The organism is Aromatoleum buckelii (assembly GCF_012910785.2).
Taxonomy (GTDB): Bacteria; Pseudomonadota; Gammaproteobacteria; order Burkholderiales; family Rhodocyclaceae; genus Aromatoleum; species Aromatoleum buckelii.
Genome location: NZ_WTVH02000010.1, coordinates 1,738,063 through 1,752,568 on the forward strand (window position 1 = coordinate 1,738,063; position 14,506 = coordinate 1,752,568).

Genomic DNA, 14,506 nt, shown 5'->3' on the forward strand with positions numbered 1-14,506 from the left:
AAGAGATATGAAACCCGGCGAACAAAAACTTCCGTACCTTTTCCAGCCCGGCCAGTTCGGTCGATTCAAGATCAAGAATCGCATCAAGTACGGCGCGTGCTGCGTATCGAACTACAACACGCGCGACGGCTTCATCACGGAGCGGGAGTTGGCTCGCGTCAAAGTGATCGCGAACACCGGCTGCGGCATCATCACCAACCAGGGCGCCTATCCCGATCCCCTCGGCGAGGGCAAGGCGTACTTCCGGCAGGTCGCGATTTACGACGATAAGTTCCTGCCGCAGTTCGAGAAGATCGCCGGCTACATCAAGGAGCAGGGCGCGATGGCGATCCAGCAGATTCTGCATGCTGGGCGCTACGGCGGCATCGACCTGGGTTACTGCGTCCAACCGTCGGATGTGCCGCAGACGCTGCCGCACTTCCGGCCGCCCAAGATCATGACCAAAGAGGAGATCCGCGACTGCGTGCGCCAGCATGCCGACGCAGCAAAACGCTGCATCCGCGCGGGCTTCGACGGCACCGAGATCACCAGTTTCATGGGATACCTGCTGGCGAACTTCAACTCGCGCTTCACGAACCAGCGCACCGACGAATACGGCGGCTCGATCGAGAACCGCGGCCGTTTCATGCGCGAGCTAATCGACGGGATCAAGCAGGCGACTCCCGACAATCCGCTGATCGTGCGCCTCAACGGCGCCGAGCTCATGGACAAGTGGGGCGGCAACACCGAGGACGAATGCTTCGAACTGATGCAGCAGGCGGTCGACTGCGGCGTCGACATGATCAGCGTCACTGTCGGCTGGCAGGAAGCGCCAGAATCCTCCATCGGTCGTGATATTCCTCCGGGGTACTGGAACTACCTCTCGGAGCGGGCGAAAAAGTTATTCCCGGACACGCTGATCACGTTCGGCAACCGCCTGCCCGACCCGCGCATGGCCAACGACTGCATCCGCGACGGCATTTTCGACTTCTGGGAAGTCTGCCGCCCGCTCCTTGCCGACCCGGAGATGATCCACAAGGCTGCGGAAGACCGGCTGGACGAGGTGCGCCGCTGTGTCGGCTCGCTCAACTGCCTGTCGCGCCTTTTCCGCGACCTGCCCTACACCTGCACCATGAACCCGGCGCTGGGGCACGAAGTCGAGCCGGAGTACCACGTTACGCCGGCCACGGTGAAGAAGAAGATCATGGTGATCGGGTCCGGGCCGGCCGGCATGGAGTGCGCGATCACCGCGGCCAAGCGAGGGCACGAGGTCACGGTGTTCGAGAAGTCCGATCGCATCGGTGGCAATCTCTACGCCTACGCCAATAACGATCTCGCGCGACCGGACGACCTGCACTCGATCATCGGCCACTATGGGGCGGTGGCGAAGCGGCTCGGCATCGAAATCCGCCTCAACACCGAAGTGCACGCCAAGTTCATGCGCAGCGTCTTGCACCAGTACGACGCCTGTGTCGTCGCTGCCGGGGCGAAGATGGATCGGGACGCCTTCCGCGCAATCGAAGGGCACGAACTGATGGTCGATGCGCTCGACGTCGCCCATGGTCGCGTGGCGACCGGGAAACAAGTCGTGGTGATCGGTGGCGGCAAGGTCGGACTGACCGTGGGCGAGTTCCTCCGCAAGAACGGCGCCGAGGTCACGGTCGTCGAGCGGGAAAAGCGCATCGCCGGCGACATCAAGCCGTCGTTCAAGTGGCGCCACGCGTCCTGGGTGGAAGAACTCGGCATCCGCTGCCTGACGAGCAGCCGACCCAAGCGTATTACTGCCGAGGGCGTGACGGTGGTCAACGACAAGGGCGAGGAGACGTTCGTACCGGCCGACACGGTGCTGCTGGCGGCGCCGCGCAAGCCCGCCCATGAGCTGTTCCACGAGTTCGAGTGGATGATCGACGAATTGCACGGCGTCGGTGACGCGGTGATCCCGCGGGGACTGGAACAGGCGATCCAGGAAGGGTTCCGGCTGGGCGTGCGGATATGAACGGCGCCGCGCTTCCCGATCAGCTGGCGTGGCGGGCGGCTGCGGCGAATCGGGTCGAGCTCTTCCAGGCGCTCGACCCCGGTTCCCGCATCGGCCTCATTGCGCGCTCGGCACCGGCTCAGATGCTGGTGTGGGAAGCCGGCGCAAGCGGTACCGACGTGCAGCTCGCGCCGTTTCCCGGCTATGGCAACTCGGGCGTCGACATCCTGCTGACGGCCAACGACGAGGCGATGCCTGAGATCGTCGAAGCTACTGAGGGCCCGCTGTTCGAAGTGTTGCGGGCCGGGATCCGGTCCGGCGCCGTTGTCTGTTACATCCTGCGCCGGCGCTGCGACCTCGAAGCCCGAGGTTACGACGAATTGCTCGAAGCCCTCGGGTTTGCGTTCATGGGGGCCTGTCGATGATCTTCACCAATCCGAGAGGCGCCCCCGAACTCGCGTGCGACCACTGCGGCTGCCGCTGGGTCGACCGCGTCAAGGGCACTTGCTACGAGTGCGGCGCGCCGGTGCCTGCCGAGGCGCAGGCCGAATTTGTGCGTGCCTTGGCCGCATTTAACGCCAGGCGGAAGCTGGCGCAGGAGAACACATGAGCACCCGAAGCCGCGCAGGCGAACCCATGGGGTCATAGAACATGCCCCTCCAATACCTTCGCAGGGACAACGAACTCAAGGACCACCGTCTGTCGGATGACCGATATTTCGGCAGCTCCGCCCCTTCCGTGCTTTACGAGAAAAAGCCGATCAAGGACGCGGCCGGCAGACCGGTCGATGGACTGTACTCGGCGTGGGTATCCATCAACAATCCCGAGCGCTTCAACGCCTGCACGACGGACATGCTCAAGGGGGTGATTGCTGGCTTTCAGCAGGCCTCCGCAGACCGCTCGGTGGTGGCAGTCGTGTTCACGGGAGTTGGCGAAAAGGCCTTCTTCACCGGCGGCAATGTCGGGGATTTCGCCGCCTACTACTCTCGCCGCCCGCAGGAGTTCGGCGCCTACATGGACCTCTTCAACGCCATGGTCGACAACGTGCTCAATTGCCAGAAGCCGGTGATTTGCCGCGTGAATGGGGCCCGTGTGGCCGGTGGCCAGGAGGTCGGTCTCGCCTGCGATCTCACCGTCACGTCCGATCTTGCCGTCTTCGGACAGGCGAGCCCGCGCCACGGATCCGCCCCGCTGGGCGGAACGACCGATTTCTTGCCATGGTTCCTGTCGATCGAAGACGCCACCTACAACTGCGTTTCGTGTGAGACATGGAGCGCCTACAAAATGAAGGCGAAGAACCTGGTCACCAAGGTCGTACCGGTGCTCAGGAACGACGGGCAATGGGTGAGGAATCCCTTGATTCGCACCGACACCTACATCGACAACGGCGAAATTGTGTACGGTGAATCGGTGCCACCTGATGAATTGAAGTCAGCAAAGGAACTGCTCGCCCAATGCACGACCGACTTCTCCAGGCTCGACGCCGCGGTCGATGAATTGCTCTGGAAGTTCACCAATCTGTTTCCGCATTGCCTGATGAAGTCGATCGATGGCATCCGCGGCAAGAAGAAATTTTTCTGGGACCAGATGAAATCAGTCAACCGCCACTGGCTGGCGGCGAACATGAACAGCGACGCCTGGTTAGGGTTCAGCGCCATGGACTCCAAGAAGATCACCGGCACCGACACCATCGACTTCATCAAGTACCGCCAGCTCATCGCTCAGGGCGCAGTGTTCGACGACGCCTTTGCAGCACAGGTGTTGAGGCCCCCTAAAGCTTGAAAGCTTTCATCGACAGGACCCGCCGAATGATCCCGACGCACATCGATACATGGCAGATGACCCGCCCCGGGGAACTGCTTCGCACTCAAATTCCGATGCCCGAGCTTCGATCGGGCGACGCCGTGGTCAAGATCAGCGGCTGCGGAGTCTGCCACACTGATCTGTCCTACTTCTACCTGGGTGTGCCGACCATCCAGGAGCCGCCCCTCTCGTTGGGCCATGAGGTCAGCGGTATCGTGATTGGTGGCGAACCATCCATGATCGGCAAGGAAGTGATCGTTCCAGCCGTGATTCCTTGTGGTGAATGCGAGCTTTGTTCGAGCGGCCGCAGCAACCGTTGCCTGTCGCAGCAGATGCCCGGCTACTCGATGGGGATCTACGGCGGATTCTCGAGTCACATCGTAGTCCCGGCAAAGTTCCTGTGCCCTGCCGATAACCGGGGAGATATCCCCCTGTCACACCTTTGCGCCGTGGCGGATGCCGTGACCACCCCGTATCAGGCAGCCCTGCGCGCCGGATTGGCGCCAGGCGACCTGGCCATCGTCATCGGTGCAACGGGCGGAATCGGATCTTTCATGACACAGGTCGCCAAAGCGATGGGGTGTCGTGCGGTAATCGCCATCGGCCGCAACGAAGAGAAGTTGGCGAAGATCCGAAAGTACGGTGCGGATTTCACGATCAATCTCAGTGGTTTGAGCCCCAAGGATGTCAAAGACCAGCTCAGACAATTCTGCAACGACAACGGACTGAGCTCGACGCACGGGTGGAAGATCTTCGAAGCCACTGGCACGAAGGACGGACAGGATCTGGCCCTATCGCTGCTTTCCTATACGGGCACGCTGGTGGTGCTCGGCTACGGCACGGACAAGACGACCTACATGCTGTCCCGCCTGATGGCGTTCGATGCCGAAATCATCGGCACGTGGGGCTGCCCTCCGGAAAAGTACCCGGAAGTACTCGAAATGTGCATCGACGGACGGGTTTCGCTAGAACCCTTCGTCGAAGAACGACCGATGAGCGAAATCGCTCAAGTCTTCGAGCAGGCGCATCGCGGAGACCTTAGAAGGCGCGTCATCCTTGTTCCAGACTTCTAGGACTGGGGTCGCGCTCGGTGGCCAGAAGTCCCGCACCGCACTCGTTCTTGCCCTTGACGGCAGATGGCCACGGCACAAGCTAAGGAGAGAGTCATGCAATTTCTGCAGCCGCCCGGCTGGCGACGCCCCAAGGGCTATTCGAACGGGATCGTCGCCAACGGCCGGATAATTTTCGTGGCGGGGCAAGTCGGGTGGGATGAACAGGAACAGTTCCGAACCGATGACCTCGTCGGCCAAGTGCGCCAGGCGCTCACCAACGTTGTAGCGGTTCTAGCCGAGGCCGAGGCGCACCCGACCAACATCGTTCGGATAAACTGGTACCTCGCCGACGGCGCGGAGTACAACGCACGGCAAACCGAGATTGGTGCGGTCTATCGTGAGCTGATCGGGCGACACTTCCCCGCGATGACCGCAGTGCAGGTCGCCGGGTTCGTGGAAAAAGGCGCGAAGGTCGAGATCGAAGTTACTGCGGTTCTGCCCGCGTGACTTCGCAGTGTGAAGCAGAGGAGGATGGCAGGCCGATGAACGATCGCATTCTCGACTGCACTGCATGAAAGGAGATGCTCGACCGCGAGAGGCTGCGCACGGCCAACGCATCGGTCGGCGTGCTGACGAAGGAGGATTTCGCTGCACGTGACGGCATCTTGCTCGTTTGGCGCGGCGCCGACGACGGTACAAGCGTTTCGCTGCGCGCCTATTCTGGAACGTTCGATCCAGACCTTGCGATATTGCTCGTCGTCGAACTCGAAGCGCTGCACGAACTTGTCGCAGCCGGGCTTGCACGGGCTCCCCAGTTGGCGCGCAGCGGACGGCTGCATCCATACATGTTGATGTCACTCGACAACCTCGAGGATGCAGGCCTGTCCGATCTAGTCGAGGCTTTGGGGTTAGTGTTTCCTCGGCACTAAAAAGTTACCCGCGCACCGTGACTTGCGGTGCCCGCCAGGCAAATGCGGTGCGTCACCGAGCAGTCTCGCCAAACCCACTAACGGCGCGGGACTACGCCGGACTTTTGAAAGTTCATTGGGCGTAACCCGACCGATGCCAGGGGCCTAGTCCAACCGGCCCCAACAGGCACTCCAGCGCCGCGCGAAACGTTGCGAGCAGTTCGCGGCATCGCGCGCCGGGCGATCACACCGGCGCGTGCCGCCGTGCCACGTGCACTTGCAGGCCCAACGCGCGTGTCACCTTGAGGATGGTGGCAAAACTCGGATTGCCCTCGCCGGAAAGGGCCTTGTACAAGCTCTCCCGCCCCAGGCCGGTGTCCTTGGCCAGCTGGGTCATGCCTTTGGAACGAGCAATATCGCCCAGCGCATTGGCGATGAAAGCCGCATCGTCTCCGGCCTCTTCCAGGCAAGCCTCGAGGTAGAGCGCCATTTCCTCCTCGGTATTGAGGTGCTCGGCTGTGTCCCATTTGCGCAGTTTGAGTGCAACAATCGACCTGGCGCTGCCGCTCTTTCACAGGGCCATCGAGTGCGATCCCGAATTCGCGTCGGCCTACGCGATGGCAGCGTGGTCCCACTGCTGGCGGAAATTCAACGGCTGGATGACCGATCGCCCGCGGGAAATGGCCGAGGGCGTCCGACTGACCCGCCGCGCTGTCGAGTGGAGATTCTCGGATGCGCGCCGACAGCTTCACCTTAAATGCTAACGGCTCAGCTCGTGAGAACCGCGGGTTTGGCGCGCTTGCGCACTGTTTTCGGGTCGCGGGTGACTGGGCGGTAGATTTCGACGCGGTCACCGTCTTCTAGCACCCTGTCGAGGGCAACGAGCTTGCCGAAGATTCCAACTTTCTGCCGCGCGAGGTCGATTTCGGGGAACTGGCCGGTGATTCCAGAGCTCAGGATTGCCTCGCCGACGGTGATGCCTTCGGGCAGGTCGAGCGTCAGCCAGACTTGGCGAACGGGGATGGCGTAGGCGATACCGATTTTCATTGGTAGTCTCCTCAAGCAACGCTGTGTGCGCCGGTCATCTGAATGCCCTTGCCGGCGCGAACGTCGAGCATGCGTTTGACGACCACCATCAATCCGGCAGTAAGAAATCCCCCCGGGGGCAGGATCATCATCAGGACGCCGGTGTTGGCGGGCAGCAGTCGCAGTTCCATGAAGTGAAAGGCCGGTCCGAGCAGCAGCGATGCGTCAGCAAACAGCGTGCCCGAGCCGATGATCTCGCGCACGGCGCCGATGGCGGTAAGCGCGAGGGTGAAGCCTAAACCCATAAAGATGCCGTCAAGTAGCGAGGGGAGAATTGGCTCTTTGGCGGCGAAGGCTTCGAGCCGGGCAAGCGGCAGGCAGTTGGAGACGATCAAGGGGATGAACAGGCCGAGCACCTTGTAGAGCTCGTGCAGCCAAGCGTTCATTGTGAGATCAACGATGGTCACCATGGCGGCGACGATCAGGATGTAAACCGGGATGCGCACCTCCTGGGTGATACGCTCGCGAAAGAGTGCGACGAGCAGGTTGGACGCCGCCATCACCGCCGCTGTCGCTAGGCCCATGCCGAGGCCATTGGTGGCGCTGGTTGTCATGGCCATGGCGGGGCACATGCCGAGCAGCATGCACAGCACGCCGTTGTTGTCCCACAGGCCGTCGCGGGCGATTTGTCGGTACGAGTGGGCCATCAGTTCACCTCCATGAGCCGCGTCTTGTGGGTGGCAAAGAACTCCAGTCCCCCCCGCACCGCAGCGACAACGCCGCGCGGGGTGATGGTTGCGCCGGCAAACTGGTCGAAGCTGCCGCCATCCTTCTTCACCTTCCACCCGTCCGCTGCGGGGTTACCCAGCGCACGGCCGGCGAAATGCAGGATCCAGTCGCCCTTCTTGACCTCGATCTTGTCTCCGAGGCCTGGCGTTTCCTTGTGAGCGATGGCGCGCACGCCAAGGATCTGGCCGTTCGCGTCGACGCCCAGCATCAGGCGGATTTCACCCGCGTAGCCCGAGCCGCGAATCTCGTAGGCGACGCCAGTCACCTGGCCGTCCCGGAGTGCGCGATAGACGGTGATCTCCTTGTCGTGCGGGCCCGGCAGGGTTACTGCGTCCTCGATCGGATTATTGTCATGGAGGCCTTCGGGCAGCACCTGCGCGAGCGAATTCAGTTTGTCTTCCAGGGCGCGATCGGCAATCGGTTCGGTGGTGACGCGGTCGGTGACCGCGAGGACAAACCCGAAGCCGAGGCAGAATGTGCCGAGGATCAGCGCATGAACGTAGGTGCGCGGTTTCATGCATCCTCCTTCAGCGGTAGCGGCTGGCCATCGCGGCCGCGGCCGAACAGGCGCGGCCGGGTGTACTGGTCGATGATCGGGGCCAGTGCATTCATTAGCAATACGGCGAAAGCCATACCTTCGGGATAGCCGGCGAAGGTCCGAATGACCCAGGCGAGGACGCCGCAACCAATGCCGAAGATGAGCTGGCCGGTCTTAGAGACGGGGGAGGTGACGTAATCGGTGGCGATGAAGAAGGCGCCGAGAAAGCTCGCGCCCGAGAACATGTGGAAACTGCCGTCGGCGAAGCGCGCCGGGTTCACGGCGTGGAATAGCGTTCCCAGCAGGAACAAGCTGCCGAGCACGGTGGCCGGGATATGCCAGGAGATGACGCGTCGCGCCATCAGATACATGCCACCCAGCAGAATCAGGACGGCCGAGGTTTCGCCGAAGCTGCCGGCGCGCAGGCCCAAGGCCATGTCAATGAGGCCCGGCACTTGGGGCATCGACTGCGTCACCGAGATGCCCCGCGACAATTCGGTCTTGACGTGGCCCAACGCCGTGGCAGCGCTAACTGCGTCTACGCTGTATTCGCCGAAAGTAATCGCCGCTGCCTCGGCCAAGCCCGGCGCGCCGGCGGAGAACAGCGGCTGTGGGCTGACCCATGCCGTCATCACAACAGGGAAGGATACCAGCAGCGCGACGCGAGCAACCATTGCCGGGTTGAACACGTTCTGGCCGAGGCCGCCAAAGGCGTGCTTGGCCAGCGCGATTGCGAAGACCGCGCCGAGTACGCCGATCCACCATGGCGCCCAGGGTGGCAGGCTCATTGCCAGTAACCATCCGGTAAGCACTCCCGAGCCGTCGGCGAGTCCAGCCTGAACCTTGCGCCCGGCGAGCACGAGGCAGACCGCCTCGATGGTAATGCAGCTGGCGACGGTGACGACGAACAGCAGGATCGCCGGCCAACCGAAGAGATACGCATTGAACAGTGTGGCCGGCGAGAGCGCCAGCAACACTGTCAGCATCGTCTGCTGGACGCTGTTCGGCGCGTGGGTGAACGGCCCACTTTTGTCAGGGAGCGGCGGATTCATTCGACGACCTCCGTGGCCTGAAGTCGGGGCTGCGATGTCTTGCGTGCAGCTGCTACTGCCTGACTGGCTGCTACGGCCTTTTCCTGGCGGAGGTTGTGCGCCTCGACCAGAGTACGCGTACGCTCGATCTTGCGCTGGGCGAGCGCTTCGGCATTGAGTCGGCCTTTGGCGTAGTTGAAATACTGGACCAGTGGCAGGTGCGATGGGCAGGCCCAAGCGCAGCTGCCGCAAGCCATGCAGTCCATGACGCCGAGCTTGCCAGCGACATCGATCCGGTCCCTCCGTATAAGGGCGGCTAACTCGACCGGTGAAAGCCCGCAGGGGCAAACGCTGATGCAGCTGCCGCAGCGGATGCAGGGACTTGCCGGCTGTTCGCCGACCTCCTCGGCAGTGAGTGCGAGGATTCCGGTGGTGCCCTTTACGACTGGCACGTCGAGGCTCGCCAGCGGTTCGCCCATCATCGGTCCGCCATTGACCAGGCGCCGCGGCGGGGTGGAAAAACCGCCGCAAAAGTCGACTAGCGAGCCAACCGGGGCGCCGATCGGTGCCTCGATATTATTCGGCGCACGCATAGCACCACCACTCACCGTCACCACCCGATGGGTGAGTGGTCGGCCATGGCGGATCGCCTGCTGCACGGCGCGGGCGGTAGCGACGTTATGGACAACGACGCCTACGTCGGCGGTGCGCTTCGCCGCAGGTGTCTCGCGGCCGGTGAGCGCCAGCACCAAGTGATGCGCTGAGCCTGTCGGGTATTGCACCGGAACGGCGATGACAGAAACTTCAGCAAAGTGCTCGGCGGCGCGGGTCATGCTTTCTATGGCTTGCGGCTTGTTGGCCTCGACGGCGACGATGACTCGCGGCACGCCAAGCGCATGAGCCATCAGGCGTGCGCCGTCGATGATCTCTTTGGCACGCTCGCGCATCAGCCGGTCGTCGCAAGTCAGGTAGGGCTCGCATTCAGCGCCGTTGATCAGCAGGATCTCGAGCCGGTGCTGGCGACCGAGGCCGAGCTTGACCGCTGAGGGAAAGGCTGCGCCGCCCAAACCGACGATTCCGGCTTGCGCGACGCGCTCGCAGATTGCCGCCGGTAGGGCGTCGAAGGGCTCGGCGATCGGATCGGGCAGGCTCGCCCATTCGTCCTTGCCGTCGGGGACGAGGATAATCGTCGCTTGGGCGAGGCCTGATGGATGCGGCGCCGTGAGCGGACTCACCGCTTCGATGACGCCTGAAGTCGGGGCGTGCTTTGGCGCCGAGACTACGCCTTGGCTGCGGGCGATCAATTGGCCTTTCCTGACCCGGTCGCCGGCCTCAACGAGCGCTTCGGCCGGGGCACCGATGTGCTGTTGGAGTGGAATGAAGAGCCGCTCCGGCAAGGGCATGGCGACGATCGGACGCTCGCTCGTGAGGTCCTTGCGGTAATTTGGGTGGACGCCGCCGCGGATTGAGTAGAATTTCATGGCTGAGGGCTCCGGCTAGTGGGAGATGTCGGGTTTCGGCCAGTGCCAGAGGGCGATCGTTTGCGGCAGCGGGCGCATCACGATGCCTTCTGTGGGGCAGACCAGCGCACATTTGCCGCAGCCATGGCAGGCCTCAGCGATCACGGTATGCATCAGCTTGTTGGCGCCGAGGATTGCGTCTACCGAGCATTCCTTCAAGCAACGTGTGCAGCCGATGCACAAGTCTTCGTCAATGTAGGCAAACTCGGCTGCTTTTTCCGTATGCTCCGAAAGGTCGGCACTGATGCCGAGCTTTTTCGCCAGCGCCTCGGCGACTGCCTTGCCGCCCGGCGGGCACAGGGTTACTGGCGCTTCGCCGCGGGCCAGTGCCGCAGCTGCTTGGGCACAGCCGACGTGTCCGCATTGGCCGCACTGTGAGCCGGGAAGCATGGCTTTGAGCTCCTCTTCGAGCGGGTCTTCTTCGACAGCGAGAAAACGCGCAGCCGTTCCAAGCAGGCCGCCGAGGGCGACTCCCATAATCGTGAGACTGCCGACGTCGATCAACATGGTCGTTCTCCATTCCTTAGTTCGTGCTCATGCCAGAGAAGCCCATGAAGGCCAGCGCCAGCAGGCTCGCGGCGATGAAGCCTACCGGCGGGCCTGCGAACAGGCGCGGCACCTCCGCCAGCGCAAGACGTTCGCGTAGCCCCGCGAAGATGACCATGACAAGGCTGTAGCCAAGTGACGACGCAAAGGCGAATAGGGCACTGGACAGGAAATTCATGCGCCCTTCGACCAGTAGCAACGCGACGCCGAGGACCGCGCAGTTCGTCGTGATCAGCGGCAGGTAGATGCCCAGCATCTGGAACAGCGGGGGCGACACCTTGCGCACCGTCATCTCGGTGAATTGCACCGCAGCCGCAATGACAAGGATAAAGGTCACGGTGCGCAAGTAGCCGAGGCCGTAGGGCTGCAGCAGCCAGACCTCCACCGCCCAGTCGATCATCGACGACACAGTGATGACGAAAGTCGTTGCCATTCCCATGCCGACCGCCGTATCGACGCGGGTCGTGACGCCCATGAACGAGCACAAACCGAGGAATCGGGCGAGAATGACGTTATTAACAAGTGCTGCGCTGACAAACAGAAGAGCGTATTCCTGCATGGTTTCTACCTCACTCGGGACGAAAGTCCGGCGGGGGGCCGGCACGGCGCAGCAGGCGCGGGGCGATTTCCCCGTGAGCATTGAGGCGCTGGGCGATGAGGCGGGCAATGCCAAGACCAATCGCAAGGCCGAGCGCACAGGCAGCGACGGTGATGCCGTCGTTTTGCGCACTCGCTTGGGCAGCAGCCCCAGCGGCGAATGTCGTTACCAATGGCATCGCATAGGCGGTCATACTCGCCTTTACGAGTGCATCCTCACGCACACCGACGACCACGCGTTCGCCGATGCGAAGTTCACCACCGTCCGCCAGAGGGAAACGGCGCGCCTCGAGGCGGCTTGCCAGCGTCCCGATCCCCTTAGTGCCACATTTCGCAGTCCCTGCGCAGCCGCCACAACTGTCGGTCTGTTCGGGCTCCAGCCAAGCGACGCCCCGTTCTAGAGCGACTACGTGCGCGATACCTTCGATCAGCGTAGCGTCGTCTTGCGGGCAGTGGATAGCGATGTCCGTAGTGCTCAGACGTCCACCGCCAGAGCAACATCCGCGGGCATACCTAGCTGTATTCATCATCGAAGTTGGTCGCTTAGGGTTTGTTTGAGGTACGGCGGCAAATCTTACGCCGTAGCACTCTTTTTACATACTATACGTCCGGTTTCTTTCGTGTCAACAATCAGGCCTACAACTTCAAGAGCAACCTTCTGCCCCACTTAATGAACCACTGATTTACTCCGCCGTCACTGTCGCGGCGACGGGATGCGTTAGAGAAAATGGCAGCTGTTGTCGAAAGACGAGAACACATCCTATGCACATCTCGGCAACACGAGTTTGCCGGCACTGCGCAGAATACTCGCTCGTGTACTGCGGAACTTGGGCTACCCGTCGTTGCGGTGCTCGGCGGAAACGAGGAAAAAAGTCCGGCTCGCGATTGTGGGTGGCGAGCCGGACCAACTCCGATGGCACGGAGGGAGAGAGGGAGTTGGCGCCGCTGAAGCCAGTCGACAGGAACGCGCGCCGTCAGACGGCGAGCACGCCGGTGAGATCCGGAACCGCGTCGATGAGATCGCCGACAAGCCCGTAGTCGGCGATCTGGAAAATCGGCGCCTCAGGGTCCTTGTTGATCGCGACGATGACCTTCGAGTCCTTCATGCCAGCAAGATGCTGAATTGCGCCCGATACTCCGACCGCAATGTAGAGCTGCGGCGCGACGATCTTGCCAGTCTGGCCGACTTGGTAGTCATTCGGCGCGAAGCCCGCATCGACCGCGGCGCGCGAGGCGCCGAGCGCCGCCCCAAGCTTGTCGGCGAGGGGCTCGAGAAGACCACGGTAATTCTCGCGGCTACCCAGCCCCCGACCGCCCGACACGATGATCTTCGCCGCGCCGAGTTCGGGGCGCGCGCTCTTTGTAAGTTCGCGGCCGACCAACGCGGTGAGGCCCAGGTCGGGGCCGGGGGCGAGCGCTTCGACAGCCGCATTACCGCCCTGCCCCGCCGCTTCGAACGCCGTCATGCGGATCGTCAGCACTTTCACCTTGTCGGCGCTCTTGACGGTCGCGATCGCATTGCCCGCGTAGATCGGGCGCACGAAGGTATCGGCCGACTCGACCGCGACGACGTCCGAGATCTGCGCGACGTCGAGCAGCGCGGCGAGGCGCGGCAGCACGTTCGTGCCAAACGTGGTGCCCGACGCGACGATGTGCGAGTAGTCGGTGGCGACCTGCATGACAAGCGCGGCGACGTTCTCGGCGGTCTGCGCGTCGTAGTGCGCTGCATCCGCCACGCACACTTTCGCCACGCCGGCGACTTTCGCGGCAGCTTCGGCTGCCGAGTCGCAGCCTGCGCCCGCGACCAGCACATGTACGTCGCCGCCGAGCTTCGTAGCCGCCGTCACGGCGTTCAGCGTGGCAGCCTTGATCGACTGATTGTTGTGTTCAGCAATAACCAGAATCGCCATGTCAGATCACCTTCGCTTCGTTTTTGAGCTTGTCGACGAGCTGCGCGACGTCGGCAACACGCACGCCGGCGCTTCTCTTGATTGGCTCGGCGACCTTCAGCGTCGTTAGACGCGGTGCTACGTCCACCCCGAGGTCAGAGGGTTTCACGATCTCGAGCGGCTTCTTCTTCGCCTTCATGATGTTCGGGAGCGTCGCGTACCGCGGCTCGTTCAGACGCAGGTCGGTCGTCACGACCCCGGGCAGATTGATGTCGAGGGTCTCGAGGCCGCCGTCGATTTCGCGCGTGACCGTCGCCCGGCCGTCGCCGACGACGAGCTTCGATGCGAACGTCGCCTGCGACCAGCCCATCAGCGCCGCCAGCATCTGGCCGGTCTGGTTCGCGTCGTCGTCGACCGCCTGCTTGCCGCAGATCACGAGCTGCGGGGTTTCCTTGACACACAAGGCCTTGAGGAGCTTCGCCACCGCCAGCGGCTGCAGCTCGCCGTCAGTCTCGATGAGGATGCCGCGGTCCGCCCCGATTGCCAGCGCCGCGCGCAGCGTCTCCTGACATGCCGCGCTCCCGCAGCTAACCGCCACCACCTCGCTCGCCCCGTCGGCTTCCTTTAGGCGCACGGCCTCCTCGATAGCGATCTCGTCGAACGGGTTCATCGACATCTTCAAGTTCGCGATATCCACGCCCGTGCCATCACTCTTGACGCGCACCTTGACGTTAAAATCGACGACACGTTTCACGGGTACCAGGATCTTCATAGCGTTAGCTCCGCTGTCCGGTAGAAACAAATCGAACTCCAGCTTCAAGCGCTCGTGGTCCGTTTTGGGCTTGCGCGCTTC

General features: G+C 62.7%; 18 protein-coding genes. 7 read left to right on the forward strand and 11 right to left on the reverse strand.

The window, feature by feature from the left end; all coding sequences use genetic code 11:
• Positions 1-7: 7 nt before the first annotated feature.
• The 7 genes from GO608_RS18855 to GO608_RS18885 all read left to right on the forward strand — a co-directional run bounded on the left by GO608_RS18855 (position 8) and on the right by GO608_RS18885 (position 5,738).
• A complete protein-coding gene (locus tag GO608_RS18855; RefSeq protein ID WP_169198979.1) occupies positions 8-1,975 on the forward strand; it encodes an oxidoreductase in 1,968 nt (655 codons plus the stop codon).
• Positions 1,972-2,379, forward strand: coding sequence for a hypothetical protein (locus tag GO608_RS18860; RefSeq protein ID WP_169198978.1), 408 nt, complete (start codon positions 1,972-1,974; stop codon positions 2,377-2,379). Before GO608_RS18855 ends, GO608_RS18860 begins: the two co-directional genes overlap by 4 nt.
• The gene (locus GO608_RS18865; RefSeq protein WP_169198977.1) at positions 2,376-2,564 is read left to right on the forward strand and encodes a cysteine protease; all 189 of its coding nucleotides are present in this window, start codon (positions 2,376-2,378) and stop codon (positions 2,562-2,564) included. The genes GO608_RS18860 and GO608_RS18865 overlap by 4 nt, the downstream gene beginning before the upstream one ends.
• Positions 2,565-2,605: 41 nt before the next feature.
• Positions 2,606-3,736: a 6-oxocyclohex-1-ene-1-carbonyl-CoA hydratase gene (oah, locus tag GO608_RS18870; RefSeq protein ID WP_169198976.1), complete on the forward strand. Its 1,131-nt coding sequence runs from the start codon at positions 2,606-2,608 to the stop codon at positions 3,734-3,736.
• A 26-nt stretch (positions 3,737-3,762) separates the two neighbouring features.
• Positions 3,763-4,830: a 6-hydroxycyclohex-1-ene-1-carbonyl-CoA dehydrogenase gene (gene had / locus GO608_RS18875; RefSeq protein WP_169198975.1), complete on the forward strand. Its 1,068-nt coding sequence runs from the start codon at positions 3,763-3,765 to the stop codon at positions 4,828-4,830.
• A gap of 93 nt (positions 4,831-4,923) precedes the next feature.
• Positions 4,924-5,316: a RidA family protein gene (locus GO608_RS18880; RefSeq protein ID WP_169198974.1), complete on the forward strand. Its 393-nt coding sequence runs from the start codon at positions 4,924-4,926 to the stop codon at positions 5,314-5,316.
• Positions 5,317-5,390: 74 nt separating this feature from the next.
• A complete protein-coding gene (locus GO608_RS18885; RefSeq protein ID WP_247003320.1) occupies positions 5,391-5,738 on the forward strand; it encodes a hypothetical protein in 348 nt (115 codons plus the stop codon).
• Between the two features lie 223 nt (positions 5,739-5,961).
• Here GO608_RS18885 and GO608_RS18890 read toward each other — a convergent pair whose 3' ends face one another.
• The 11 genes from GO608_RS18890 to GO608_RS18940 form a co-directional block, all read right to left on the reverse strand.
• On the reverse strand, positions 5,962-6,267 hold the full coding sequence (locus GO608_RS18890) for an addiction module antidote protein (RefSeq protein WP_169198994.1): 306 nt from the start codon (positions 6,265-6,267) through the stop codon (positions 5,962-5,964).
• Between the two features lie 218 nt (positions 6,268-6,485).
• Positions 6,486-6,764, reverse strand: coding sequence for an RnfH family protein (locus GO608_RS18895; protein WP_169198973.1), 279 nt, complete (start codon positions 6,762-6,764; stop codon positions 6,486-6,488).
• An 11-nt stretch (positions 6,765-6,775) separates the two neighbouring features.
• A complete protein-coding gene (locus GO608_RS18900; RefSeq protein WP_169198972.1) occupies positions 6,776-7,450 on the reverse strand; it encodes an electron transport complex subunit E in 675 nt (224 codons plus the stop codon).
• The gene (gene rsxG / locus GO608_RS18905; protein ID WP_169198971.1) at positions 7,450-8,049 is read right to left on the reverse strand and encodes an electron transport complex subunit RsxG; all 600 of its coding nucleotides are present in this window, start codon (positions 8,047-8,049) and stop codon (positions 7,450-7,452) included. The genes GO608_RS18900 and rsxG overlap by 1 nt, the downstream gene beginning before the upstream one ends.
• A complete protein-coding gene (locus tag GO608_RS18910; RefSeq protein ID WP_169198970.1) occupies positions 8,046-9,122 on the reverse strand; it encodes an RnfABCDGE type electron transport complex subunit D in 1,077 nt (358 codons plus the stop codon). The genes rsxG and GO608_RS18910 overlap by 4 nt, the downstream gene beginning before the upstream one ends.
• Positions 9,119-10,582 carry an electron transport complex subunit RsxC gene (gene rsxC / locus GO608_RS18915; protein ID WP_169198969.1) on the reverse strand — a complete coding sequence of 488 codons (1,464 nt, stop codon included), beginning with the start codon at positions 10,580-10,582 and terminating at the stop codon, positions 9,119-9,121. The genes GO608_RS18910 and rsxC overlap by 4 nt, the downstream gene beginning before the upstream one ends.
• 15 nt (positions 10,583-10,597) lie before the next feature.
• Complete coding sequence (locus tag GO608_RS18920; protein WP_169198968.1) at positions 10,598-11,128, reverse strand: RnfABCDGE type electron transport complex subunit B; 531 nt, start codon at positions 11,126-11,128, stop codon at positions 10,598-10,600.
• Positions 11,129-11,144: 16 nt separating this feature from the next.
• Positions 11,145-11,726, reverse strand: coding sequence for an electron transport complex subunit RsxA (rsxA, locus tag GO608_RS18925; protein ID WP_169198967.1), 582 nt, complete (start codon positions 11,724-11,726; stop codon positions 11,145-11,147).
• Between the two features lie 10 nt (positions 11,727-11,736).
• Positions 11,737-12,294 carry a SoxR reducing system RseC family protein gene (locus GO608_RS18930; RefSeq protein ID WP_343316871.1) on the reverse strand — a complete coding sequence of 186 codons (558 nt, stop codon included), beginning with the start codon at positions 12,292-12,294 and terminating at the stop codon, positions 11,737-11,739.
• Positions 12,295-12,738: 444 nt separating this feature from the next.
• Positions 12,739-13,674, reverse strand: a complete 936-nt coding sequence (locus GO608_RS18935; RefSeq protein ID WP_169198966.1) for an electron transfer flavoprotein subunit alpha/FixB family protein — start codon at positions 13,672-13,674, stop codon at positions 12,739-12,741.
• Position 13,675: 1 nt separating this feature from the next.
• Positions 13,676-14,425 (reverse strand): electron transfer flavoprotein subunit beta/FixA family protein, encoded by a 750-nt coding sequence (locus GO608_RS18940; protein ID WP_169198992.1) that lies wholly within the window; start codon positions 14,423-14,425, stop codon positions 13,676-13,678.
• Between the last annotated feature and the right edge of the window lie 81 nt (positions 14,426-14,506).